Raw genomic sequence first — 24,058 nt, 5'->3', positions numbered from 1 at the left:
GGCGGCATTGGCACGCTCATCGGCCCCATCGTCGGCGCCGCCTTCGTCGTCGCCCTCCAGAACTATCTCGCAACATCGGACTTCCCCGTCACGATCGTAACCGGCGTCATCTTCATGGCATGCGTCCTCCTCTTCCGGAAGGGAATCATAGGCGAGTTCTACGGGTGGTTAGAGCGGAGGAAATGAGCATGAGCGAAGCATTAACGATTTATAGCACAAGCGTTTCGCCAAACTGGATAGACTACAACGGCCATATGGGGGACTATGCCTATGGAATCGTCTTTTCCGACGCGGCGACCGCCTATATGGATCGAATTGGCATCGACGCTGTTTATCGTGCGACCAACAATGCCACTCTCTACACGCTCGATAGTCGTATCGCGTATTTGAGAGAATGTCATGCCGGCGAAATATTACAGGTAGAGCTGGCCTTGATCGATGCCGATCACAAACGTTTGCATCTATTCATGAGATTGTACAATGCGGAAAGGGAGATGTTGGCACTCTGCGAGCAACTCTTGATGCACGTAAGTCGAGAAGGGAAGCATCCACGGGCAGCAGATCTGCCCATAGACGTGCGAGATGTCGTCTTGGCGGATCTCCAGAGTTCGAAGTCTGTTGAGAAAGCAGAAAGGATCGAATGGCGTATTGGTCTTCGAAGTTAGCAGATTGTTCTGACAAATCGGCAAACTAACCGGCAGTAGAAGCTCTGGTAATTTACAATCAGGCCCCTGCTTTTGGACTGGCACTCAATCAGATCGACGGACAATATGTCTGCTTTCCAATTCTTTTAGGTAAAACTGGTCATTTCGTCAACGGTCCCCGGCCACGAATCTCGAACTGACTCGTTCTTCCAGTGGCCCAGGGTGGCCGGGAGAACTCAAATGGGCATCGCACAATATGCTTCTGCTGCACTGGGCGCTTCGTATGGAACGCTGGCAGGAAGGTTGACGTAAAGAACCGCTCAAACAGCGGCAACTTTGGCAGTTCGCTTCTTCCTTGATAGAGAGGCGCGCATGCGAGACCGAGCGTTGTTTGATCGCCCGATCGACAGCAAGCTAAGTGACTGTGATCTCGTCAAGATTAAGATCGAAACTCGGGTCACGGCGAAGAGATTCGAACACGAGCAATGGTCATGAGTGGGTCACCGCGATTGGGTTGCGTGTTGAAGATAACGGCACGCACTCTCTTCGACGCTGGAAGGCGGCGATGATCTACAAGGCCACCGGGAATCTTCCTGCGATCCAGATTCTGCTCGGTCCCGCCAAGATCGAGAACATGGTCAGGTATCTGGGTGTAGATATTGATGCTCTGGTACTCGCCGACTACACAGAAGTCAAAAAATTCGCTGAGCCGTACCGGGCAATGCCGTTCGTGCATAATCGAGTGGTGTCGTCCCTGGGACGGCTATGCGCCCTCCCTTCAGTCATCGAAGAGCGTCGCGGCCTCGGCTGAAAGGGACTTTCCTGCCTCGGTTTGCAGCTCGCTTTGCGCCTTAGTTCGGTCATCAGCCGCCTACTCCAGGAAACCCAGAAGCTGCCAATCCGCGCAGCGCATGTTGATCGTGGGCTTGAGTTGGAAGCGGATTATTTTCATAAAGCGAAATTGGATAGGCCCGAGCCTTGAGCGAACAGCGGCAACGATCTAGATGGATATCTTCCTCTCTCAGTTCGAAAATTGCTGAACGGGCCGGAATCTTCGAGAATACTGAGATCAAGGCTCTCCACGGAAATACTCTGAACGCCGGGAGTTAATGGACTGGTGGGGCTCGCGATCGCATTAGTACAATCACTGCAGTGTATTGTTAGACACCAATCACTATATCTTGGTAGCTTGGTTGCGGACATCCGAGAAATAGGTAAATAGATCAGAGTTTGGCCGCGCGGGCGGCTGAGCGATGAACAATTCTGCTCGCGCTTCACTCGGTGTCACGCCGAAACGTGCGCGAAAACCTCGCAGGAACTGATTGCCGTTGGAAAAACCCAGGCTAGCTGCGATCTGTGTGATGGAGCGGGACGGGCGATTTCGCCGGGTGAGTTCGACAAAAGCAGCGTCGAGCCGCATGTCTCGTAATACCTTTGTTACGCCGCCGTCCGCCGCAAAAGCGCGGTAAAGGTGGGTGCGCGAAACGTTGAAGCGACGCTGAATGAGTTCCTGCGACATTTCAGGCAGGTGGATATTCTGCTTAATGAACGCCATAACCCTCTGTCGCAGCACCAGAGTTAATGGTGAAAATTCCTCTGCCTTCTCCAGAGTCTCGCCCTTCAAGGCGGCGGCGAGCAGAATAACCACAGCTTCCTCAACCGCTTCAGCTTGTGTGCAAGAGAACGATGTACTGAGGGCAAAAAGCCCGCCGAGATAGGTCGCGATCAACTTGGTCATCGGACATCCTGCCTTCAGGACGATCCCGTGAAGGTTTCGAAATCCAACCGCCTTTTCGAGGTGTTCCCGGGGAAACAGGGTGGAAGCCCGGCAGCCTGCTTTGGTCTCAGTCGTGAGCGTTTGTGCAAGGTCCGCAATAAGGATGTCTCCCACCTCGACATTGACGCTGACCCCATTGAATTCGCCTTTCATCGCGCCCGCTACCGCGATCTGAACGAAATAGTAATCGAGACCGCTTTGCACGATGTTCCTTCTGTCGCGGCTGAACCTTTGGGCGTTGAATGTGGTTGACCCCACTACCATCGAACCAAGGGGTCGCGCCCGCAAGATGCCCTCCAGAGGTGTCTTGCGCTCATCGGGGAGGGGCGATGGTTCAAAGATTGGCCCTGCCGCGGCTCGCCAGAAGTCGTTGCGATGCTCAGCTTCGACCATGGTCGTTGAAATAAAAATGTCGTTAATCATCATGCCCGTTCTGATTACTTAAAAGTAAACCGAATGCTACAGTAGCTGATAACAAACCTGGGCGATCTGTATGTAGATCGTTTTGAACGGTGAGCTGCACGTGTCCTCGACGAAACGACAGTGAATGACCGCATCTCGATGCCGGGAAAGCGCCGGGTCGAAAAACCGACCTCACGGCCTGCGCCAGAAATCATTGCACTGTCCTGCTTCCCCATGCTGCGGCCATGATCTCACAAAACAACCTTTTCTCTGTTTCTTCAGCGGAAAGAAATCAAGGGCAGAGAGCGCTAATCAACTGTAGCGAATTCGGTATTCCGCCCGCCACATCAGAACAATACACTAAGAAATATTGTATATCTCGTTAATATCTAAAACGACTCGAAACAGGAACCAGATCTTATTTAGTTTTTGAAATCGGGATAAGACTTCAGATCTTTGAGAACCCTCGCCACCGATGAGACGTACGGGCGACTGAAATGGAACGCAGCGCCGAAGGCCCCTTCTGTCGCTCCGTCCTGAAAAGTGCGTATCCTGACCTAAGCGCGATTCAATCTCAATCTAAAGGAGACATGAATGGATTCCTTCCTCAAAAAGAAGGTCCTTGGATTTGCGGTTACTGCTTTAACCGTCATAGGGGCAAGTACAACATCGTTTGCCGACGTGGACGTGCCGCCGTTCTATGCCGCGGTGATGGAGATGAAGGCGGAGGGTAAGCTTGGCCAGATCGTAAGCAAGGAAAAAATATCTACGCCAATCGAAGGCGCTGAGGCCTGGCGAATTGCCTATATTTCCTCGGATCTCAATGATCGTAAAACGATTTCCACCGGCCTATTAATTGCGCCTGTTGGAGAAGCTCCGAAGGACGGGCGACCGGTAATTTCCTGGGCGCATGGCACCACGGGCACTGCGCAGAATTGCGGCCCCTCGCAAGTGGTTAACCCGGCAGCGCCGTTGAATCTATATTTTCTTCCGAATGGCAACGCATCCACCGATTATGGCGTCCCTGCTATCGAAACATTCATAAAGGCCGGCTATGTCGTTGTGGCAACGGACTATCAAGGCCTTGGCGGTGGAGGCAAGCACCAGTATACGGTTGCGGCGACAAATGGACGGGATGCGATCAACGCTATTCGCGCCGCAGGAGACCTGAAGGAAGTCGGCGCTGGAAAGAACGCCCTTATTTATGGTTGGTCGCAAGGCGGCGGCACGACCATTGCTGCGGCCAGTTCGGACGACTACATCAATCAAACTGGGACGGCCTTCGATGGCATCGAACTCGTCGGATTTGTGGCCATGGCGCCACAGGATATCGCAGCTGCGGCTCCCAAGGGAGAGATAACAGAAGCGACAAGCGCAGCTATGCTGAGAGGTCTGGTGAGCAGCTTTTCCAGCAACGTGTTCGATTTCACCCACTTTGCGCAGAACATGTGGGCAACACAGTCAGCCTTTCCGGAAAAGCTGAAGCTGACGGATATCTTCACGGAAGATGGCGCCAAGCTGGTTGACGAAGTTATGATGAACAAATGCATCCATGTGGCTTCGGATACGTTGAACTATGCGGTGGGCGATAAATTCAGCGCGATGCTGAAGGCAACGCCGACGAACACCAAGGCGTGGGCAGATGCCATGCTGGCAGGTAGTGTTCCCAATGCCAAGCCCGTCGCCCCTGTCATTATTTATTGGGGCACAAAAGATACCGTTGTTCCCCCGGTTATGGGTGAACTCTACCGTGAACAAAAGTGCAAAATGGGCGGTAACATCGCGCGTGTACAATTGCCGGGCGAGCAGGACCATTTCAGCACGCCTGCGGCTTCAGAACCGCTGTATCTGCCTTGGATTGCTGATCGTTTCGCCGGTAAACCTGCGCCTGATGGCTGTGTCGATCAATAAGTCTGAAGCGGGGCCAATCTGGTTCATTCGGTCTTCCTGATCTGCAGTAATGCCTGAGAAGTTAGCCGTAAACCGTTCGCCGGGAGGAACATGGATTCCTCCCGGACTGCATTACCACAGTAACTTTGCAGGTCGTCGGTAAGAGATCGATGAGGCACACGCGGTCTCGCGTGCTTTTGGCCTACGATAGCTTGCCGGAAGGTTATTTCGGCCGTTCGATGCCCGATTCTGAAAAGCTGGATCAGGCCGCTTCGTAGCCAGGCACGTTAGATTTCGGAGCGGCAGTTTCGCGCGGCCCTTCTAATTCCGTACCGCTGCAGACGGCCCCTCACGCTGATGCGTTTTCCCAAAGCCAATATTGGTAAAAGGAGAACTCAAATGGGTATCGCACAATATGATCCTGCTGCACTGGGTAGGCCAGCTTGGAACGCTGGCCGAAAGGTCGGCGTGAAGAAGCCACTCAAACAGCGGCAAATCTGGGCAATTCGTTTCTTCCTCGATAGAGAGGGGCGCATGCGAGACCGAGCGTTGTTCGATTTGGCGATCGATAGCAAGCTACGAGGCTGCGATCTGGTCAGGATCAAGATCGGAACTCTCGTTACGGGCCAGGATATCCGAACACGAGCAACGGTCATCCAGCAGAAAACCGGACGTCCTGTACAGTTCGAGATTACGGCGGAAGTCAGAGCAAGCTTGCTCGCGTGGCTTCAGCGAAGAGGCGGCACCATAGATGATTTCGCATTTCCGAGCCGGGTCGATCATGCCGATCATCTCAGCACTCGCCAATATGCCAGGCTGGTCGAAGAGTGGGTCACCGCAATCGGATTGCGACGTGAAGATTATGGCACGCACTCACTTCGACGCACAAAAGCTGCGATAATTTACAAAGCCACCGGAAATCTCCGTGCGATCCAGATCCTGCTCGGTCACACCAAGATCGAGAACACAGTGAGATATCTGGGTGTAGATATCGAGGATGCTCTGGAACTCGCCGAGCATACGGAGATCTAAAAAATCGCTGCGCCGTACCGGGCGATGCCGTTCGTGCAAAATCGAGTGGTGTTGCCCACCCTTGGGAATCGCTATGCAGTTCATTTCAGTCATTAGCGTAGCATTCCCACAGGCTCCACAGCGGTCTTGCGCTTATCCTGAATTACGCCTGAGAACGGATGGTTTGCGGATCGACAGCGATCGGACCCCGGTTAACAGAAGCGGATCTTTATCGAATCCTCGGACCGCGCTAAAGATGGAGAATGACTGAATTGCGTTCTGGCCTTCCGATAGTTTCATTTGCTGATCAAATCGCACTGGAGAGCTGGTTGGCGGAGCAACCGAGCGATTCCAAGGGTGCATGGGTTAGATTTCGTAAGAAGGGTTCGAGCATCGCAAGCGTCACCAAAGCTCAGGCGATCGACAGTGCCCTTTGCTATGGCTGGATCGACGGTCAACTCGACAAGTACGATGTTGACAGCTGGTTAGTCCGCTTTACCCCTCGCCGACCGCGTAGCAAGTGGTCGGATGAAAATCGGAAACGCGCGCTGGAACTGATCTTGGCGGGGCGCATGCAATCGTCTGGGCAATTGGAAATTGATAAAGCGATGGCAGATGGCAGATGGGAGGCGGCGTATGCTCCAGCTAGCAAAGCTGAGGTCCCAACGGACTTGCAGACTGCGCTCGATGCGAACCCGAAGGCCGCAGCTTTCTTCGCTACGCTCACTGGCGCTAACCGATATGCGATCTTGTATCGGATTGGCGCGGTGAAGAAAGCTGAGACCAGAGCTCGAAAGATCAGGGATTTCGTTAGTATGCTTGAACGCGGAGAGACCATTCACGGCTGAAACGGCTGTTCTCGGTCGCCCTCTTCTGGTTCTGGTGATCGACATTGGACTGCTAGTGCTCGGACTGTTTTGCGCCTTCATCTCGGCCATAGCTCGCATTCTAGCCGCTTCCCAGGAGCGGACATCGGCTGGAATCGTTCGCAGCCGAAGCCATCCGTTGCTGTGCCTGTAGGATTGTTGAATATGACGTCGTTGCTTACGGACAACCTAGCCTAGAATCAGGTATCGTTTCTGAATATCTCATCTCGCGGGACAGCCGATGTACCTTTCAAGAATTACGGTAGATAACTTCAGGAACTTCCGGTGCCTCGATGTCTCGCTGGCTGGCAACGTCGTCATCGTCGGTGAGAACCGGGTCGGCAAGTCGAACTTGCTCTATGGCCTCCGTCTGATATTCGACCCGTCGCTGCCAGACAGCGCTCGAGAGCTGTCTCTCGGCGACTTCTGGGACGGGCTTGAAGAACTTGACGAAGAAAGTCGAATCCTGGTGTCCGTCGAGATAAGGGAATTCGATGATGACCCGGATGTTCTCGCTGTGCTGACGGACTACCGTGTGCCCGGAAGCCCGGACACGGTGGCACTGACGTACGAATATAGGGCGCGCCCCGGACTCGGCCGGACTCCAACGAGCGAGAGGGACTTCCAGTTCTCGTGCTTCGGCGGGAGGGATCCGACACGAAAATTCGGTTATGACGTGCGAAGCAGGATTTCCATGGATGTCCTTCCGGCTCTTAGGGATGCGGAAGGAGACTTAGCTGTCTGGAGGCGCTCTCCCCTTAGACCGCTGATCGAGACGGCCTTTGGTGCAATCGACCGTGACGAGTTGCAGGAAGTCGCCGACCAGATCGCTACCGCAACCTCTAGCCTAATGGAGTTCGAGCCCGTCTCCAAACTTGAGGAGGCCATAGCGACATCGTTCCGGGCCATGAGCGGGGAGCGGCAGGACGTCGAGCCGACGCTCGGCTTCTCCGCCACCGATGCTTCGAAGCTCCATCGCCAAATCAGGCTGCTGATTGACTCCGGGCAGAGGGCTGTTTTCGACGCGAGCCTTGGTTCGGCGAATCTCATCTTCCTGACGCTGAAGACCATGGAACTGCGCAACCTCATTGCAGGGGACAAGCGCGACCATTCCCTTCTCGCGATAGAGGAACCCGAAGCGCATTTGCACCCCCATTTGCAAAGACTCGTCTACCGAAGCCTGTTCGAGGATGCGAGCAGGCCGGATGAGGACGGCGAAGATCCTCCGCTGTCAATCATCATGACGACGCACTCGCCGCACATTGCGAGTGTCGCTCCTGTGAAATCGATCGTCCTACTCCGAGAGGACGGCGGAGAGACAGTCGGCTGTTCCACGGCTTCGCTGGATTTGTCGACCGAGGAGGCGGACGACTTACAGCGCTACCTGGATTTCACGCGCGCCGAAATTTTGTTCGCTCGCGGTGTCATCCTCGTCGAAGGCGATGCGGAACGCTTTCTAGTTCCAAGGTTTGCGGAGGAACTCGCAGCCGATCTGGACGGTTTGGGTATCACGATCTGCTCGGTCGCCGGCACGAACTTCACGCCCTACGCAAAGTTTCTTGAAGCGTTGAAAATCCCGTTTTCCATAATCACTGATTTCGACCCTGATGGTGATCGGGGGCAGAAGCGGACAGTCGCGTTGTCCCGGCTCCTAGATAGAATGCGTACCAAGAAGTACGACAAAGAATATTTCGACGAGCTCATGGAGACTGATGACTGGCCTCGCTTCGATGAGGGCATCGAAGAGTTCGGGGTCTTCACCAACAGCGATACGCTCGAGATGGATCTCTTCAAGGGCGCCTTCACGGCGTCTATCATCGAGGGCCTCAGGGAAGGCAACTTCGGCAAGGAACGAACGGCACGCATCGACGCCTGGGAAAAGGACCCCACGACAGTCAACCGGAAGCAGCTACTCGCTATGATGGAGGACATCGGTAAGGGTCGCTTCGCACAGCGCATGGCAGCCCGTATTGGCGGTCTTGAAGTACCAGGCTACATCTCGCGCGCGATCAACTACGTGGTCGACCGTGTCTAGCAGCGCACTTTATCTCGACGCCGCGGAGGAACTAAGGCCGAACAACGCCCAGTGGCAGGCCTATGAGTCCACCGGGCACTGCGTCGTTCTCGCAGGCCCCGGAAGTGGCAAGACCAAGACCCTGACGATCAAGCTTGCCCGGATCCTCGCCGAGGATGTGAAGGCTCCGCGTGGCGTCGCCTGCATCACCTACAACAACGAATGTGCGCGGGAACTGGAGGACCGGCTCGGCGCGCTCGGGGTCGAACCGGGAAAGCGTGTATTCGTCGGCACCGTCCACTCCTTTTCTCTGACGCAGATTCTGATCCCGTATGCCGAGTCCCTAGACGTCGGACTCCCTTCCCGCTTCCAGATCGCCAACGCCCAGCAAAAGCGAGTGGCGATGGCCAGGGCTCACCGCGACGTGGTTGGCGGTGCCGGCAATCCGGAGGATTTCCGGTTCGGCATGGATCTCCACCGCCGCACTTACTTGGACAGAACCAAGCCGATATGGACCGAAGCTAACCCGCAAAGAGCTGCGCTCGCAGCGTCATACGAGCAGTATCTGCGTGAAGCTGGCTTGATCGACTTCGAGGACATGCCCCTTCTTGCGCTGCGCGCCCTTGTCGGCAATCCATGGCTGCGCGATGCGTTGCTTGCGAAATTTCCTGTTCTCGCCGTCGACGAATATCAGGATCTTGGTACCGCACTGCACCGGATGGTGCTCGGACTTTGCTTTCGCACCGGAATACGTCTGCTGGCGGTCGGCGATCCCGACCAATCGATCTACGGCTTCACTGGGGCGAGACCAGAACTGCTGCAGCAGCTTTCGCAGCGTGAGGACGTGGAGACGGTGAGACTGGCGCTGAACTATCGAAGCGGTACACGGATCGTTACCGTCTCGGAGTATGCCCTCGGAGAGGTCCGCGGCTACCAGGCGGCGGAAGGCGCCGCCGAAGGCACGGTCTACTTCCACCCGCTGGATGGAAGCTACGAAGACCATGCCGCCTGGCTGTTCTCAACGTTGCTTCCTGAAGTGGAGGTGAGAAATCCCGGCCTTCAGCGCGGTAACATCGCTGTCCTCTATGCGGCGGCGTTCATGGGCGACGCCGTCGCCGAAGCGGCTGCTGACCATGGCTGGGCATTCGTGCGGGCTGATGCGAATGCCCTTTATTCTCGGTCGAACAGATTGATGCGATGGATCGAACGCTGCGCTGCATGGTGTTGTGGCGGATGGGAGGTCGGCGAGCCGCGCTGGTCAAGGATTGTCGGCGAAGGTAGGCGCATGTTCTCCGAGACGATCTTGTCCGATCAGGATTGGTGGGAGTTCAAGCGGGCCCTGCTTGCCTTCACGTGGTCGTCGCGGGCCAGCACCCTTCACCTTTCCGCTTGGCTTCGGGCCTTCGACGCCGCAATCGTGCAACGGTTTGCGAACGGTTGCAGATCTCTGTCCGACGACGTGGCCGCGATGAGATCCCTCATAGATCGGCTCGAACAGGACCAGGGATTGTCGGGCATGACACTTGGTCAGTTCTCGGGAGCTGGCGAAGGAAACGATCGCGTCAATCTCAGCACTCTGCACAGCTCGAAGGGCCGGGAGTTCGATGTCGTGGTGATGTTCGGCGTCGACGAAGGCAGGATACCTCGATCCAATCCGACGCCAAGGGACATCATCGAACAGCGTCGTCTTTTCTACGTGGGGTTCACCCGCGCACGCTCGGAGGTTCACCTAGCATTCTCGTCCACCCGCCCATCGAGATTCGTCCTCGAAGTCGATGAGCGCATCCAGGCGGAAGATGATTGAACTGCCAGCGAGCGATCGATTGCAATCATCCAATCCTGCCGCGTGGTGAACAGCCGGTGGCAAGTGTCAATCCCCTTCGCGGGGACGCTCTGCAGGGGGAGGGACTTGATCCGCCCGAGGGGGCCAGTCTTAGAAGGTTAGAGGACGTAGTGGGGGAACTAATGCAGAAATATCTGACAGCCTTCAGGGGGCATTTCGACCAGTTCATAGGTGTCGAAAAGGGTCAGAAAAGTCCCTCTGGACTGTTTTACCTTTTCATCACCGCTATAACTGTATCGCTGTTCATTTTGCTGACGGCAATTGCAGTCAAAGCGTTTGGAAAGGACCTTGGAACGTTCGGCGATTTCATCGGGGGCACGTTGAACCCCGTCCTGACGTTCTTAACGTTTATGGGCCTGCTTATTACCATCGTTTTGCAGCAAACGGAATTGCGCGAATCTCGTGTGGAGCTTGGCCGGTCGGCAACGGCTCTCGAAAGCCAGCTTGCCGCCACCGATCGACAGAATTTCGAGTCAACCTTTTTTCAGATGCTCACGCTGCACAACACAATCGTAAACTCGATTGATCTCTATTATAGCGGGCGCGAGCGTGCCATGGGCCTCGACATCAACAAGGCGGCACGAGAAACCAAGGGCCGTGATTGCTTCGAGCAGTTCTTCCGCAATTTCGAGGCTGCTTATGCTCAAGCGGCGGGTCTCCCCGATCGCGATCGCCTGCAGCAGGCCTACGATAGCTTCTGGAGCGACCGGCAGCAGGACCTCGCTCACTATTACCGATATCTGTACAACGTCCTCAGGTTTGTCCACGAGGCTAAGGGCATTAAGGACAGGGGGCCTTACGTAAAACTTTTGAGAGCACAGCTTTCCGATTATGAGCTCGTGATGCTGTTCTACACAGCCCTGAACAAACACGGCATCAACTACTGGCTATACATTCATGAGTACCAGTTGTTTGATAATCTGCCGGAAGGGATGCTCATCGAGGATAGTCACCGCGCATTCTATTCTGACAGGTCATTTGGTGAGCCCAAACGAGAGCCTCCTGCTCAGTGGCCTCCACGAATCCTGGCTTTTCACTTTGATGCGGATCGAGAAAAAAGGAGGCAACGAGCGGCGGCAGGCTTTCCCGAGGTCGAAGAACCGACTTCTGATGAAATTCTGGAGGCGGAATTAAAGCGCGACGTCTAGGTCACGCGCAATCCTGCCGCAGAAGGTCAATGCTTTCATACACGATCGCGCTGCGATAAGCGCGCGGCGTTGTCCTGCGACACCTGACCACGTGCGGCTCGATTATTCTTTGAATAAATCTAATGCAAGTTCTGGTTTCCCGCTCGACCGTGAACGACTGCTTTTGCAAATTGGCTATCTAAACCGGACAGACCGTTCTCGGCCCCAATCCGGTCATTCAAAAATAAGCGCGGATTGAATGCACGTCCGGCGATGTTTCGGCAGTGTCGTCGGAACACGAGATTCAGGCGTATAGCTTACGACGGCAAAATCCTGTTCGGCAACTATACGCGCCGGATACCGGTAAGCAGTAGCTCCGAAGTCTAGGTTAAGTGTAGTCCACGCTCTTTTAGCTGACTCCGGATGGCTTGGCGGCGTCAACAAAACGATATCTGGAACAGTGGGTTAGCAGAAATTCGATCCAAGCTGCTTGACAGTATGTTCGACGTGGATAGATTAGTGGTAATACCACGGTTTGGACACGGGATGACAGAAAAAAAATCAATCCGACGCGAAACGCAGGAAGCTGGTGCACATAACCGTGTCACTGCGTTCCTTCGCGACCAGTTGCTGTCTGGGGAATTGAAGGCTGGCGATTGCCTTTTGCCAGAGCGAGAACTCGCAGCCATGCTTAATGTCAGCCGGCCTGTCCTCAGGGAAGCCCTTCGCGCGCTTTCCATGATCGGCGCCGTTGAGATCAGGCATGGCGTCGGCACGATTGTTAAAAGGCCGGACGCATCGGCACTGGGCGATGTATTCAGCTTCATGCTCGCACATGGCTCGGATATCACGAGTGACATCATGGAGGCCAGAAAGGCCATCGAGCACCACGCCATTCGTCTGGCGTGTCAGCGAGCGACAGAACAGGATTTTGCGAATATTGCAATTGCGTTGCGGCACATCATCGAGACGATAGAAAATCCGGATGCGGGCGGCACTGCAGACTTCAAATTCCACGAGGCAATCGTCACTGCGTCACACTCGCCGACGCTGGTCACGATCTATGCCTCGATATCGCAGCTCATGATGCGCTCGCACCTGGAACGCCGCGAGAAGATAATTCGAGTCGAAGGAATCGAGGAGTTCCTGATCGATCATCATCGATTGATCCTCGAAGCCCTTGCCGCCCGCGATCGCGTTCGGGCCGATGATCTGCTGCATCAGCACTTCGAAATCGGAGCCGATTTTCGGCGCCGGGCGAGTCTGCACGAACTGGCAAAGGGAACCAGTGTTTCAGACTAGTTCACTCATTCATCAGGGAGGATATTCATGAATATTGTCGTTGGAAGCGACCATGCGGGCTTTCCGTTGAAAGCTGACGTGATCGAGGTCCTCAAAGAGCTCGGTCATCAGGTGGAAGACATTGGTAGCTTCACGCCGGATCCTGTCGATTTCCCTGACATAGCAGGCCTGCTCTGCAAGAAGGTGCGGGATGGTTCAGCCGAACGTGGCATTCTTGTTTGCGGGACTGGCGTTGGCGCCGCCATCGCAGCAAACAAGATCAACGGCATCCGCGCAGCCGTCTGCCACGACGTCCATTCGGCGCACCAGAGTGTGGAGCATGACGACGTGAATGTCATGTGCATCGGCGCAAAAATCGTCGGGTCATGGCTCGCTCGCGACTTGGTCTTGTCCTATCTGAACGCTCGGTTTGACCGCAACGAAGATTTCGTCCGCCGTGTCGAAAAACTTTCCGCATTGGAAAATGCGCAGTCAGTCGCGTGACCGAAAGACTGGAGAGCAGACATGGGGACTAGCAACTTTCCAAAGATCGCTTTCATCGGGCTCGGCGTGATGGGTCGGGAGATGGTCCGTCATCTCATCACGGCTGGATATCCGGTGAAGATCTATGACATTTCGTCAGATGCTATCTCAGCATTGGCAGAGCAGGGGGGCACTGCTTCGGATAGTGTCGCCACCGCGGTATGCGATGCACAGATCGTAATCTCGATGCTTCCCAACACACCTCAGGTTGAGGAAGTCGTATATCGGGACGGCATAATCGATCACATGCCTGGTGGGGGAATTTACATCGACATGAGTACGATTTCACCGGAGGCTACACGGGCCATGGCTTCGGCTTTGGCTGCCAAATCCATCTTCATGCTCGACGGCCCGGTTTCGGGGGGGCCGATTGGTGCAAAGAACGCTGCATTATCGATCATGGTCGGAGGCGAGCGGGCTGCTTTCGAACGCGCCGAAAAGGTGTTCAAAGTCATGGGTGCGACCGTGACGCACGTCGGGGCCCCGGGCGCTGGTCAGACCGTGAAGCTTTGTAACCAGCTCGTCTGCGCGGTCAACATCCAGGCAGTCTGTGAGGCTCTTGCGCTCGGTCGTGCCAGCGGCGTCGATCTTGATCAGATGCGAGATGTCCTGCTTGGCGGGTCAGCTTCCTCCTGGATGCTCGACAAGCTCGGTCCGGCGATGATCGCTGGAGATACTAGCGCTGGGTTCCGCATCGACCTGATGCTCAAAGACCTCCGACTTGTCCTGGAAATGGCGGGACAGAAGGATGTTCCACTTCCTGCTACGTCGCTTGTCACCTCGCAATATGTCGAGGCGAGGGCGCATGGCGAAGGATCGAACGGCAACCAGGCCCTTTTCAGGGTCTATGACCGGATGACGGGACAGAACCTGCCGCGACACATGGCAGTCAGACCATGACCTTCGATTTCTCAGTCGTCCTCCTCCGCTGGCACATGCTGGTCGATGGCATGGCGCTGACGGCGCAGTTGGCCCTGATCACGACAGTGACCGGCTTCATTATTGGAACAGCATGTGCGATAGCGCGCCGATCCGGCGGACCGGTGCTGCGCAGGTTGGCCACCGCATATGTCGAAAGCATTCGTAACACGCCGTTCCTCGTCCAGATATTTGTGATCTATTTCGGCCTATCCAGCCTTGGATATTCGTTTGGCGCAATTTTCGTGGCTGTCGTAGCTCTGACAGTCAATGTCGGAGCCTATACCGCCGAGATCATGCGCGCAGGGTTCGATTCCATCCAGGAGGGGCAATGGGAAGCGGGGGAGTGTCTGGGCCTGTCTTCAACGCAGCTTTACTGGCATGTGGGGCTTCGCCCCGCGATGGAGCGGGTTTATCCAGCCCTCACAAGTCAGTTCATCCTGCTGATGCTTGCTTCCTCGGTGACCTCCCAGATTTCTGCCGAAGAACTCACCGCTGCCGGCAACTTCATCCAGTCGGAAACCTACCGACCGTTTGAAACCTATCTCGTCATCGCAGTCATCTACCTCTTCCTTTCCCTCGGGATGCGAGCGCTTTTCTGGGGGCTGGGTATGGCATTGTTCCCGCGCCGCCGCAGGCTCGGGACGCCGTTGTAAGGGAGGCGAGCAGTGACTACCGCATTCAACCACAACCATCTGATTTTCCTTCTCGAAGGCGCTCTTTGGACCGTCATCCTTACCGGAATGGCATTTATCGGAGGAGGGATTGTTGGCTTCATCGTTGCGCTCGGTCGTATCACGCCATCGCGTGCACTCCGCCTCATTGCGGCGACCTATGTCCAGCTCATCCAGGGCACCCCGCTCTTGGTGATCATGTTCATCATCTACTTCGGACTGCCGACACTTGGGTTCTCGATCACGCCATTGTTTGCAGCCGGCATCTCGCTGACAATCTATGTCAGCGCCTACCTTGGAGAGATTTGGCGGGGTTGTTTGGAATCAGTACCAAAGGCGCAGTGGGAGGGGGCTGAGTGCCTTGCGCTTTCTCGAACGCAGCGCATGTTCAAAGTGATCCTTCCACAGGCGGTTCGGATCGCAACCCCACCAACCGTTGGCTTTAGTGTTCAGATCGTCAAGAACACGTCGCTCGCATCGGTCGTCGGTTTCGTTGAACTGACGAGAGCGGGGCAGCTTATCAACAACTCGATTTTCGAGCCCTTTCTCATCTATCTTATCGTTGCCGCCCTCTATTTCTGCCTTTGCTTCCCTCTGTCAGCATTCAGCCAACGGCTTGAGAACATGGGGCCGAGACGGCGCAATCGAAAAGAGCCGGAAGCACAGGGTACAGCAATTCAGGGAGGGTGATCATGGTCATGATCGCATTAAATCAAGTCAAGAAGAGCTTCGGCGCGGTTCCCGTCCTTCAAGGAGTAAGTTTTTCAGTAGAGAAGGGCCAGGTCGCGGCACTGATCGGTGCAAGTGGCTCCGGAAAGAGTACTGCGCTGCGATGCGTCGATCGTCTCGAAGTGATCGATAGCGGTGAGATCATCGTGGCCGACCACAAGGTTCATGACCCAAAGCTTGATCTCCATAAACTCCGCCTTGACGTCGGCATCGTGTTTCAAAGCTACAACCTTTTCCCACATCTCACGATCGAAGAGAACGTCATGCTTGCGCCTCGTTCGGTGAAGAAAATCCCAAAGGATGAGGCGCGCGAAATGGCGCGGGCTGCGCTCGAACGCGTCGGGCTCGATGAGAAGGCTAACCACTATCCCGAGCAATTATCGGGCGGACAGCAGCAGCGAGGCGCTATCGCGCGATCGCTCGCGATGGAACCGAAAGTGATGCTATTCGATGAGGTCACTTCCGCCCTCGACCCAAAACTGACCGGAGAGGTTCTACGAGTGATCGAAAAACTCGCAGAAAGCGGGATGACGATGATCATGGTTACCCACGAAATGAACTTCGCACGCAAGGTCGCCGATCGTGTGATCTTCATGCACCGCGGGCTCGTTCACGAGGAGGGGGACGCATCGATCTTGAATGCACCCATGACATTGGAGCTCCAGGACTTCTTGAGCCACGATCTATGAGATAAAATAAAATGGAGGAGAATGTAATGTTGAAGAGGTTTCTCGTATTAAGCATCGTAGGGGCGATGCTGACTGCTCAAGGCGTTCCGGCCATGGCCGATACATACGCCGACATCATCGCAGCAAAGAAAATTCGGGTGTCGACGGACCTGGCAATTCCGCCGTCCGGCATGCTTGATGCCAACCTCAAACCCGTGGGTTCCGATGTCGAAACCGCGCAGCTTCTCGCAAAGGACTGGGGTGTTGAGCTGGAGTTCATTCAGACAACGGGCGCCACGCGTATTCCGAACCTCCAAACGAACAAGGCTGACATCGTCATCTCAACGCTGTCGGTAACCCCGGAGCGGGCACAAGTCATAGATTTTTCGAAGCCATATGCGGGACTGGTCTCGGTGATTGCAGCCCCGGCAAAATCTCCGATCAACGATTGGGCAGATCTGAAGGGACAATCAGTAACCGTGACACGTGGTACGACCCAGGACAGTGAACTGACGAAGCTCGCAGGCGAGCATGGTTTTACTGTCACTCGTTACGACGATGACGCGACGATGGTTACAGCAGCTGTGTCAGGTCAGGCCAAGGCGATTGCGACATCAGCCACGCTCGTGAAACAGATTCATGACAAGAATCCAACATTGGCTTTCGAACCGAAGATAACGATCCGCGTTTTGAACCTTGCAATTGGTGTGAATAAGAATGAACCGGAATTGCTCTCCAAACTTGACGAATGGGTTGTGGCAAACCTCCAAAATGGCAAGTTAAACGAGATCTACCAAAAGTATCATGGTACACCGCTTCCAAAAGAAATCGTGGACGCGAAATAAGGCCTGCTTTGATAGCCGGCGCCGGATGCACTTATCCGGCGCTTTGCATACTTATAGTGTTTAATAATGCCTTCGCATCTGTTGGCTGGGCAGTTACATTATCAGCGGTCGGCCATTGAGCGATTTCTGACTGGCAATCAAAGCCGCGATTGCCTGCTTAGCACCTTCATGCCGGTCGCTCGGGTGCTGTGGGTGAAAATCCGAAAAGGGGCGTCCAGTAGCGTCGTGTCACTATACAAGTTGGAAGAGATATCGGATTTAGACCGTTCGTTTACTGGACTGAATTAACGGTTAGAGCGGAATTTATATCCGATGGAGTCCAGGTTACTACCGAAGTGGGATGTGCCGCACGACAATCCCCTGTTGTTATTCAGGGGGTTGTCGGATTTTGCAGATGTTTGGTATTGATTACTTGTAAGCGGAAACCACAATCTCTATCAGCGTATCACCACCCAGATCGGCAACGCCAACAGTTGCACGGGTTGGCAGCAGCGAAGGATCAATCCATTCCTTCCAGACCTTATCCATTTCAGGCTTCTTGTTGAGATCCGTTACGAAGATGGTTGCTGCCAGAAGCTTGGTCTTGTCCGTGCCTGCCTGCGCCAGATAGCTGTCGAGCTTGGCGAGGATTTCGCTGGTCTGACCGGCCATATCCAGGCTTTCGTCATCACAGGTGGTTCCACCGACATAGACAATGCCATTGTGTTCGACGACGCGATGCATAATCGGCGTCTGAATGAAACGCTCAGCCATAATTTAGTCCTTTCAGATGGTTGGGGAGTTATCCGGTTGTTCGCCGGTGACGGCGAAAACAGCATCGGGGGTTTGAGTCAGTGCTGCGATTTCGCAGAGCGGTACCGGTTTCACCGGAGTGCGCAGACGATAGAAACCGACCGTTTGAGGTGCACGGTTTTGCACCTCGGCCAGAATTTCCGTGACGGTGGAACTGCACATGCGACCCTGACAGGGACCCATGCCGCAGCGGAACATGGTTTTAAGCTGGTTGGGGCCGACAATATTGCAGGCCGCCGCGTCGCGGATTGCGCCTGCGGTCACTTCCTCGCAACGGCAGACAATCGTTTCCCGATCCATTGGCGCGCGAAATGCCTGTGCAGGCAGATAAAGCGCATCGATAAAGGCGCGACCGCGTTCGACGCGACGCGCTTGAGCATGCAGCTTAGCGATTTTCGAATTCAACGTTGGGGCCAATGCCGGAAAGATATCCTGACAGGCTGCGAGTGCTGCGATGCGCCCGCTCTGCTCGGCAACCAATGCACCGCCGATGCCGCTGCCGTCACCAGCAATGTAGATGGCTGGAATAGACGAACGCCCGCTGCCGTTGAGTTGCGGTTGAAAGCATTTCTGGCCGTCGTTCCAGACCAGAGCGCAGCCGGAAGCATTGGCGAGATTGTTGTTGGGGATCACACCGTGATGCAGGAATACGCTATCGACCGCAAGCCTGTTTGTTTTGCCCTTTGCCGAAAAGCAGATCGCTTCCGCTTCGTCTTTTCCTTCAATTGCGATATCGGTGACACCGGAATAAACCGGTACCGACTTGCGCACTTTTAAGAGAAGCGAAAGCCCCTTCAAGGCATAGGGCGAGAAAAGGAACGAAAGCAGCCTTGAGGTGGCCTTCGCATAATTTGCGCCGGGCGTCGTATCGAGCAATGCTGCAACCTTGCCACCAGCCTGCAGCAGCTGCGCGGCGAACATGTAGAGCAGCGGGCCTGTCCCCGCCAGAACCACATTTCCGTTGGGCAGGAGGCCGGAAGCCTTCAACGCAATCTGTGCTGCGCCGACGGTCATAACACCCGGCAACGTCCAGCCCCTGACAGGCATCGGGCGCTCCATGGCGCCGGTCGCGAAGATCACGCGGTGCGCTGAAACAATCCCGCTTTTGCCGCTTACCGATACGCGCAGATCAACGCCGTTGTTGTCGCCATCCTGTGGTTCCACACTCCAGACGAGGGCCTGCGGAACATAGGTGGCATTGCTGGCGATGAATGCTTTCAGCACGTCTTTGCCCCGCCAGTAGTCGGTGCCGAGAAACGGCCTTTGGGCATTCGTATTGTGTTCTATGCCACGGTATATCTGTCCGCCTGCGGTTGTGTTTTCGTCGAACAGAACCACGTTAGCGCCAGCGGCGCTTGCCTCTGCGGCTGCCGACATGCCTGCCGGTCCCGCGCCGATAATGGCGAGGTCGTAAAACGCGTCGAGTGCATGAATACTGGAAATTCTTTTGAGCATTGTCGTCATGGTTCCACCCGACGCGCACCAGTCTGGGAAGAAATGATCATTCCATTGGCCACAAGCGTCATGCAAGCCTGGCGGTTCTGAACACCATCAATGGTGACCAGACATTCAAAGCAGATGCCCATCAGGCAATAGGGCGCTCGCGGTTGATCACCAACGACGCTGTTTCTGAGCCGGTTGATACCCTCTCCAAGCAACGCTGCGGCGACAGTTACATTGGCAGGTACCGTCAAGGTACGTGCATCGAATGTGATCGTTACAGTTTCCTCTGGTGTCTCAGTATTGAGGAACATTTTAGGAGACATGAAACCTCCGGCCGGAGAATGCATCACCAGCAAGTTGTTTGGCATCGGCTGCTATTTCCTGCGCCACGATCAGGGCATGGTTGGCTGCAAGCGTGACGCCGGAATGGCACATGACGGCGTAAGCCCCCGGGTGGCTTTCGGATTGTTCGTAAATCGGCAGGCCGTCCGGTGTCTTGATCCGAAACCCGGTCCAACTGCGAATGACATTGACCTCGGCCAGATGTGGGAATGTCCGCACTGCTCTGTTGGCCAGAACCGCGCTGATATCCTGATTGGTGGCGATCCGATCCGTGTGAGTTTCCTGACTGTCGCCGATCATAACGCCGCCTTCATCCGCTTGCCGCAGCGTGGCCGCTGTATAGGGGAAGAAGGGCGCGCATTTCTCCGTTACAAGAATTTGGCCTTTGCTGCGCACAACCGGCGTAGCAAGACCGACACTCTTGGCAAGCTCTGTATTGCCGTTGCCCGCTGCCAGAATGACGCGCTCGGTGAAGACTTCACCCCATGCGCCACTCAGGAGAAAGCCGCCGTTTTGCGGAGTGATGGACGAGACTTCACAATGCGGTTCATAGGAAGCGCCGAGTTTGATTATGCCTGTATGCAAGGCGCGAAACAGGCGCAGTGAATTCACGTCGCCGTCCATCGGCGAATAGATCGAGCCGATCACATCCCGACCGATGGAGGGGACCATTTTGGCCGTTTCCTGATGGTTGAGCACGACATGTTCGGGGGCGTCATTGCCAAGCTCCCGCGCTACTGTCGCGACGTCTTCGGCAAACATTTGAAGCTCGCGCTTGTCGAGGCAAAAGGTGAAAGCGCCTGTCTGTTTCAACGCGACATCAAGGCCGGTCACATCCCGCAATTCATCTGCGAAAGCGGGCCACAGGCGCGCCGATTGCATTGTCCAACGGGCATAGTGTGGTGCGCCTACGCCTTTGCCCTGTACCCAAATGAGCGCGAAATTGGCACGGGATGCGCGCAGGGACAGGTCTTCCCCATCGAGAAGCATTGGACGCAGACCGGATCGGGCGAGACCCCAGGCGATGGCAGAGCCAACCAGTCCCGCTCCGATAATGACTATGTTTTGGTCCGGCAATCTGCGCATTCGTAAATTCAATCTGTTGTCACAGCGTCGTCAGTGGTGGGCCAGACGAGGGGCTGGCCCGATTGTGTTGGTTCAGTTTTGCGGGCTTACGTCCACTTTGAACCACTTCTCGGAAAGCTTTTTCACCGTGCCGTCGGCAATTGCTGCCTGAATGGCTGTATCGAAGCGACTCTTCAGGGCGGTATCTTCCTTGCGCAGACCGACGCCAATCATGCCGAAGACTTTGCCGGAAAACAGTGGCCCGGCCAGCTTCGCGCCCTTCATGTCGTCCTTTTCCAGCGCAGCTGCAAGAACTGTCGCATTGGCGACAACCGCATCCACACGACCGCTGGTCAGGTCGAAATTGTGCTCTTCGGCGGTCTTGTACTCACGGACATCCGCGCCGTCCTTGAAATATTGTTCCATGAAGGCCGAAGCGGTTGTGGAACCCTGAACGCCGACGGTCTTGCCGTTGATTTTCCTGGCGATTGCTTCGAGAACCGGCTTGGCTGCATCGGAATCGACATTCAGCGGCTTGCCGCCTTCCGGCAGATCGGCGAGGTCGCTGTCTTCCATGACTGCGAAGGAATTGATGGCCGCCGCATAAGGCGACGAAAACGCGATCACTTCCTCACGCTTCGGTGTGATGCTCATGCCGGCCATGATGGCGTCATACTTGCCAGCGGTCAGCGATGGAATGATGCCGTCCCAGTTCTGGGCGGTAATTTCGCATTTCGCTTTCAGGCGCTCGCAAAGGTCTTTGGCAAGATCAATCTCGAAGCCTTCCAGCACGCCATTCGGGCCGGAAAAATTCCACGGCGCATAAGCACCTTCGGTGGCAATGCGCACGATGTCTTCGGCCTGCGCGGTCGGTGCGACGGCGAGAACGCCAAGAACGGAAAGGACGAATTTCAGTTTCATATGTTCACCTCTGTTAAAAACCGATCGATCGGTTCATGCGTTTTGTTTGGAAATGAATTGCCGGATCCGTTCGCTTTTGGGGTTGCCAAAAACCTCGTCGGGCGTGCCTTCTTCTTCAATCAGGCCCTGACGCAGAAACACGACACGGCTGGACACATCCCGGGCGAAGCCCATCTCGTGGGTCACAACCAGCATGGTGCGTCCCTCTGCCGCCAGATCGCGCATGACCTTCAGCACCTCTGCCACCAGCTCTGGATCCAGTGCGGAGGTTGGTTCATCAAACAGCATGATCTTCGGACGCATTGCCAACGCGCGGGCAATCGCCGCGCGTTGCTGCTGCCCGCCGGAAAGATGTGCGGGATAGACGTTGCGCTTATCGGCAATGCCGACACGCTCCAGCAGTGCTTCAGCCTCGGCAATGCTCTCCGATCGGTTTCGCTTCTGTACATGGACAGGCGCTTCGATCAGATTTTCGAGGATAGTCAGGTGCGACCACAGATTGAACGACTGAAATACCATCGTCGCCTGACCGCGCAGCCGCTGAACCTGTTTCACATCGGCTGGACGAGGCGCGCGTCCGGGCTGTTGGTCGAGCTTGTATGCCTCGCCGTGAATAGCTACGCTACCAGCATCCGGTACTTCCAGCATATTGATGCAGCGCAGCAGTGTGGATTTGCCGGAACCTGACGCGCCCAGAATGGAGATGACTTCACCCTGGTGGGCCTGCAATGAAACGGAATGCAGAACCTTGTGCGCGCCATAGCATTTTTCGAGGTTCTTGATCTCGACCGCAGGCGTTTCGAAACTTTGCATTATGAGTTTCCTCCGGCGGCATGCACGATGACAGGCTGACGCTGGGCCGCCGACAGGCGGTATTCCAGCAGTTTGAAGATTCTGGTGACCACGAAATTCAAGAGGAGATAGATCGCGCCCGCGCAGATAAAGACTTCGACAGGGCGGTAGGTGGCAGAAATCAGCTTGGCCGCCAGCCCTGTTACTTCCATCATGGTGATGGTTGATGCCAGCGCCGTGGACTTCACCATCAAGATAACTTCATTCGAATAGGCGGGCAGCATCTGCCGCAGGGCCTGTGGGGCCAGAATACGACGGACGAGGGTGAAGCCGCTCATGCCATAAGCACGCGCTGCTTCGATCTGCCCAGTCGCGACCGACAGAACGCCGCCTCGTATGATTTCGGCGCTGTAGGCAGCCGTATTGAGTGCAAGGGCCAAGACCGCGCACCAATAGGGTTCGCGTAGAAACGGCCAGAGAAAGCTCCTGCGCAGTTCGGGAAACTGGCTGAGACCGTAATAGATGATGTAGAGTTGGACCAGCAGCGGGGTGCCGCGCAGCACGAAGATGTAGCCTCGCGCAATGAGGTCCAGTATCAGATTACCCGACAGACGCATCGTGGCCAGTATCGTCGCCAGCACGGCGCCACTGATAACTGATAGCGCCATTAGCTGCAGCGTCAGCGGAATACCGCGACAAAGCTCAACGAAACTGTCGAACATGAACGGGAGGTCGAGAAAGTTCATACCGCCCTCCGGATGCCGCGCATGGCGCGTTTTTCGGCCGTCTTGAACAACAGGCCCGATACGAATGTGATGACAAGGTAAAGCAGCCCGGCGGTCAGAAAGAATGTAAACGGTTTGCGGGTCGATCCGGCGCCAATTTGGGCTTGACGCATCAGTTCAACCAGTCCAACGACAGAAATCAGCGCGGATTCCTTCAAGACGAGTTGCCAGACATTGCCGATGCCCGGAATGGCAAAACGTGCTGCCTGCGGAACCATGATACGGCGGAACAGTAGGTGCGTTGGCATGCCATAGGCCTTGGCGGCCTCGATCTCGCCTTTAGGGAGTGCAAGTACGGCACCGCGATAGACTTCGGCTTGATACGCGCCCGAAACCACGCCAATGGCCAGCGCACCGGTTATGAAAATTGGCGCACTTACGAAACCGTGCCCGCCGAACAATGCTCCAATTTGGCTCAACACAGCGCTACTGCCGAAATAGAACAGGTAAATGACGAGAAGATCGGGGATGCCGCGAAGCACCGTCGAATATCCGTCAGCCACAATTCTCAGAATACGCTGGGATGAAAATGAAGCGGCAGCGGCAACAATGCCAAACACCGCGCCTGCTGCGAAACCGCAGAAAGCTACTGCAAGTGTCATGCCGGTAGCCCGGAGCATATCGTAGCCCCAGCCGTCTTCGGCAAAACCCATCAAATCCAGATATGCGCTAACCGCACCCAACTG

General features: G+C 55.5%; 23 protein-coding genes and 2 pseudogenes. 16 read left to right on the top strand and 9 right to left on the bottom strand.

Going from position 1 to position 24,058, the window contains the following annotated elements; genetic code table 11:
• The 3 genes and pseudogenes from JNC63_RS21200 to JNC63_RS21905 all read left to right on the top strand — a co-directional run.
• Positions 1-186, top strand: a pseudogene (locus JNC63_RS21200) (branched-chain amino acid ABC transporter permease); the annotation flags it as partial.
• 2 nt (positions 187-188) lie between these two features.
• A complete protein-coding gene (locus tag JNC63_RS21195) occupies positions 189-665 on the top strand; it encodes a thioesterase family protein (RefSeq protein ID WP_022569828.1) in 477 nt (158 codons plus the stop codon).
• 219 nt (positions 666-884) lie between these two features.
• Positions 885-1,338 (top strand): annotated as a pseudogene (locus JNC63_RS21905) (site-specific integrase); the annotation flags it as partial.
• A 480-nt stretch (positions 1,339-1,818) separates the two neighbouring features.
• Here the strand turns inward: JNC63_RS21905 and JNC63_RS21185 are convergent.
• Entirely contained in the window at positions 1,819-2,847 is a 1,029-nt protein-coding gene (locus JNC63_RS21185; protein ID WP_006468199.1) for a helix-turn-helix domain-containing protein, read from the bottom strand.
• Positions 2,848-3,417: 570 nt separating this feature from the next.
• Between JNC63_RS21185 and JNC63_RS21180 the strand changes: the two genes are divergently transcribed.
• The 13 genes from JNC63_RS21180 (at position 3,418) to JNC63_RS21120 (ending at position 17,232) form a co-directional block, all read left to right on the top strand.
• Positions 3,418-4,734 (top strand): alpha/beta fold hydrolase, encoded by a 1,317-nt coding sequence (locus tag JNC63_RS21180; RefSeq protein ID WP_006468200.1) that lies wholly within the window; start codon positions 3,418-3,420, stop codon positions 4,732-4,734.
• Between the two features lie 378 nt (positions 4,735-5,112).
• The gene (locus tag JNC63_RS21175) at positions 5,113-5,745 is read left to right on the top strand and encodes a tyrosine-type recombinase/integrase (RefSeq protein ID WP_022568022.1); all 633 of its coding nucleotides are present in this window, start codon (positions 5,113-5,115) and stop codon (positions 5,743-5,745) included.
• Between the two features lie 242 nt (positions 5,746-5,987).
• The gene (locus JNC63_RS21170) at positions 5,988-6,572 is read left to right on the top strand and encodes a YdeI/OmpD-associated family protein (RefSeq protein ID WP_006468203.1); all 585 of its coding nucleotides are present in this window, start codon (positions 5,988-5,990) and stop codon (positions 6,570-6,572) included.
• A gap of 259 nt (positions 6,573-6,831) precedes the next feature.
• On the top strand, positions 6,832-8,625 hold the full coding sequence (locus tag JNC63_RS21165) for an ATP-dependent nuclease (RefSeq protein ID WP_374846753.1): 1,794 nt from the start codon (positions 6,832-6,834) through the stop codon (positions 8,623-8,625).
• Complete coding sequence (locus JNC63_RS21160; protein ID WP_077684167.1) at positions 8,618-10,408, top strand: ATP-dependent helicase; 1,791 nt, start codon at positions 8,618-8,620, stop codon at positions 10,406-10,408. The genes JNC63_RS21165 and JNC63_RS21160 overlap by 8 nt, the downstream gene beginning before the upstream one ends.
• Before the next feature lie 161 nt (positions 10,409-10,569).
• The gene (locus JNC63_RS21155) at positions 10,570-11,595 is read left to right on the top strand and encodes a putative phage abortive infection protein (RefSeq protein ID WP_374846751.1); all 1,026 of its coding nucleotides are present in this window, start codon (positions 10,570-10,572) and stop codon (positions 11,593-11,595) included.
• A 525-nt stretch (positions 11,596-12,120) separates the two neighbouring features.
• Positions 12,121-12,876, top strand: coding sequence for a FadR/GntR family transcriptional regulator (locus JNC63_RS21150; RefSeq protein WP_006472009.1), 756 nt, complete (start codon positions 12,121-12,123; stop codon positions 12,874-12,876).
• 27 nt (positions 12,877-12,903) lie between these two features.
• Positions 12,904-13,359, top strand: a complete 456-nt coding sequence (gene rpiB / locus JNC63_RS21145) for a ribose 5-phosphate isomerase B (RefSeq protein ID WP_006468214.1) — start codon at positions 12,904-12,906, stop codon at positions 13,357-13,359.
• Positions 13,360-13,380: 21 nt separating this feature from the next.
• Positions 13,381-14,298: an NAD(P)-dependent oxidoreductase gene (locus JNC63_RS21140; RefSeq protein ID WP_006468215.1), complete on the top strand. Its 918-nt coding sequence runs from the start codon at positions 13,381-13,383 to the stop codon at positions 14,296-14,298.
• Positions 14,295-14,972 (top strand): amino acid ABC transporter permease, encoded by a 678-nt coding sequence (locus JNC63_RS21135; RefSeq protein WP_006468216.1) that lies wholly within the window; start codon positions 14,295-14,297, stop codon positions 14,970-14,972. Before JNC63_RS21140 ends, JNC63_RS21135 begins: the two co-directional genes overlap by 4 nt.
• Before the next feature lie 12 nt (positions 14,973-14,984).
• The gene (locus JNC63_RS21130; protein WP_006468217.1) at positions 14,985-15,680 is read left to right on the top strand and encodes an amino acid ABC transporter permease; all 696 of its coding nucleotides are present in this window, start codon (positions 14,985-14,987) and stop codon (positions 15,678-15,680) included.
• 2 nt (positions 15,681-15,682) lie between these two features.
• Positions 15,683-16,408, top strand: coding sequence for an amino acid ABC transporter ATP-binding protein (locus tag JNC63_RS21125; protein WP_006472010.1), 726 nt, complete (start codon positions 15,683-15,685; stop codon positions 16,406-16,408).
• 26 nt (positions 16,409-16,434) lie between these two features.
• The gene (locus JNC63_RS21120) at positions 16,435-17,232 is read left to right on the top strand and encodes a transporter substrate-binding domain-containing protein (protein WP_006472011.1); all 798 of its coding nucleotides are present in this window, start codon (positions 16,435-16,437) and stop codon (positions 17,230-17,232) included.
• Positions 17,233-17,640: 408 nt separating this feature from the next.
• Here JNC63_RS21120 and JNC63_RS21115 read toward each other — a convergent pair whose 3' ends face one another.
• The 8 genes from JNC63_RS21115 to JNC63_RS21080 all read right to left on the bottom strand — a co-directional run bounded on the left by JNC63_RS21115 (position 17,641) and on the right by JNC63_RS21080 (position 24,025).
• On the bottom strand, positions 17,641-17,985 hold the full coding sequence (locus tag JNC63_RS21115; protein WP_006468219.1) for a RidA family protein: 345 nt from the start codon (positions 17,983-17,985) through the stop codon (positions 17,641-17,643).
• Between the two features lie 12 nt (positions 17,986-17,997).
• A complete protein-coding gene (locus JNC63_RS21110) occupies positions 17,998-19,488 on the bottom strand; it encodes an FAD/NAD(P)-dependent oxidoreductase (protein WP_006468220.1) in 1,491 nt (496 codons plus the stop codon).
• Complete coding sequence (locus tag JNC63_RS21105; protein ID WP_006472013.1) at positions 19,485-19,778, bottom strand: (2Fe-2S)-binding protein; 294 nt, start codon at positions 19,776-19,778, stop codon at positions 19,485-19,487. The genes JNC63_RS21110 and JNC63_RS21105 overlap by 4 nt, the downstream gene beginning before the upstream one ends.
• Before the next feature lies 1 nt (position 19,779).
• A complete protein-coding gene (locus JNC63_RS21100) occupies positions 19,780-20,895 on the bottom strand; it encodes an NAD(P)/FAD-dependent oxidoreductase (RefSeq protein WP_006472014.1) in 1,116 nt (371 codons plus the stop codon).
• 72 nt (positions 20,896-20,967) lie between these two features.
• A complete protein-coding gene (locus JNC63_RS21095; RefSeq protein ID WP_006472015.1) occupies positions 20,968-21,795 on the bottom strand; it encodes a lysine/arginine/ornithine ABC transporter substrate-binding protein in 828 nt (275 codons plus the stop codon).
• A 33-nt stretch (positions 21,796-21,828) separates the two neighbouring features.
• On the bottom strand, positions 21,829-22,608 hold the full coding sequence (locus JNC63_RS21090) for an ABC transporter ATP-binding protein (protein WP_006468223.1): 780 nt from the start codon (positions 22,606-22,608) through the stop codon (positions 21,829-21,831).
• Positions 22,608-23,333 carry an ABC transporter permease gene (locus JNC63_RS21085; protein WP_006468224.1) on the bottom strand — a complete coding sequence of 242 codons (726 nt, stop codon included), beginning with the start codon at positions 23,331-23,333 and terminating at the stop codon, positions 22,608-22,610. Before JNC63_RS21085 ends, JNC63_RS21090 begins: the two co-directional genes overlap by 1 nt.
• Complete coding sequence (locus tag JNC63_RS21080) at positions 23,330-24,025, bottom strand: ABC transporter permease (protein ID WP_036565382.1); 696 nt, start codon at positions 24,023-24,025, stop codon at positions 23,330-23,332. Before JNC63_RS21080 ends, JNC63_RS21085 begins: the two co-directional genes overlap by 4 nt.
• Between the last annotated feature and the right edge of the window lie 33 nt (positions 24,026-24,058).

This window comes from Brucella ciceri (assembly GCF_041930145.1).
Classification (GTDB): Bacteria; Pseudomonadota; Alphaproteobacteria; order Rhizobiales; family Rhizobiaceae; genus Brucella; species Brucella intermedia.
This window is presented reverse-complemented; position numbering and strand designations above follow the sequence as displayed.

Bases quoted from the DNA above. Each gene is read 5' to 3' on its own strand.
- JNC63_RS21195 (WP_022569828.1), top strand. From the start codon at position 189: ATGAGCGAAGCATTAACGATTTATAGCACAAGCGTTTCGCCAAACTGG.
- JNC63_RS21185 (WP_006468199.1), bottom strand. From the start codon at position 2,847: ATGATGATTAACGACATTTTTATTTCAACGACCATGGTCGAAGCTGAG.
- JNC63_RS21180 (WP_006468200.1), top strand. From the start codon at position 3,418: ATGGATTCCTTCCTCAAAAAGAAGGTCCTTGGATTTGCGGTTACTGCT.
- JNC63_RS21175 (WP_022568022.1), top strand. From the start codon at position 5,113: ATGGGTATCGCACAATATGATCCTGCTGCACTGGGTAGGCCAGCTTGG.
- JNC63_RS21170 (WP_006468203.1), top strand. From the start codon at position 5,988: ATGACTGAATTGCGTTCTGGCCTTCCGATAGTTTCATTTGCTGATCAA.
- JNC63_RS21165 (WP_374846753.1), top strand. From the start codon at position 6,832: ATGTACCTTTCAAGAATTACGGTAGATAACTTCAGGAACTTCCGGTGC.
- JNC63_RS21155 (WP_374846751.1), top strand. From the start codon at position 10,570: ATGCAGAAATATCTGACAGCCTTCAGGGGGCATTTCGACCAGTTCATA.
- JNC63_RS21150 (WP_006472009.1), top strand. From the start codon at position 12,121: ATGACAGAAAAAAAATCAATCCGACGCGAAACGCAGGAAGCTGGTGCA.
- rpiB (WP_006468214.1), top strand. From the start codon at position 12,904: ATGAATATTGTCGTTGGAAGCGACCATGCGGGCTTTCCGTTGAAAGCT.
- JNC63_RS21140 (WP_006468215.1), top strand. From the start codon at position 13,381: ATGGGGACTAGCAACTTTCCAAAGATCGCTTTCATCGGGCTCGGCGTG.
- JNC63_RS21135 (WP_006468216.1), top strand. From the start codon at position 14,295: ATGACCTTCGATTTCTCAGTCGTCCTCCTCCGCTGGCACATGCTGGTC.
- JNC63_RS21125 (WP_006472010.1), top strand. From the start codon at position 15,683: ATGGTCATGATCGCATTAAATCAAGTCAAGAAGAGCTTCGGCGCGGTT.
- JNC63_RS21120 (WP_006472011.1), top strand. From the start codon at position 16,435: ATGTTGAAGAGGTTTCTCGTATTAAGCATCGTAGGGGCGATGCTGACT.
- JNC63_RS21115 (WP_006468219.1), bottom strand. From the start codon at position 17,985: ATGGCTGAGCGTTTCATTCAGACGCCGATTATGCATCGCGTCGTCGAA.
- JNC63_RS21110 (WP_006468220.1), bottom strand. From the start codon at position 19,488: ATGACGACAATGCTCAAAAGAATTTCCAGTATTCATGCACTCGACGCG.
- JNC63_RS21105 (WP_006472013.1), bottom strand. From the start codon at position 19,778: ATGTTCCTCAATACTGAGACACCAGAGGAAACTGTAACGATCACATTC.
- JNC63_RS21100 (WP_006472014.1), bottom strand. From the start codon at position 20,895: ATGCGCAGATTGCCGGACCAAAACATAGTCATTATCGGAGCGGGACTG.
- JNC63_RS21095 (WP_006472015.1), bottom strand. From the start codon at position 21,795: ATGAAACTGAAATTCGTCCTTTCCGTTCTTGGCGTTCTCGCCGTCGCA.
- JNC63_RS21090 (WP_006468223.1), bottom strand. From the start codon at position 22,608: ATGCAAAGTTTCGAAACGCCTGCGGTCGAGATCAAGAACCTCGAAAAA.
- JNC63_RS21085 (WP_006468224.1), bottom strand. From the start codon at position 23,333: ATGAACTTTCTCGACCTCCCGTTCATGTTCGACAGTTTCGTTGAGCTT.
- JNC63_RS21080 (WP_036565382.1), bottom strand. From the start codon at position 24,025: ATGGGTTTTGCCGAAGACGGCTGGGGCTACGATATGCTCCGGGCTACC.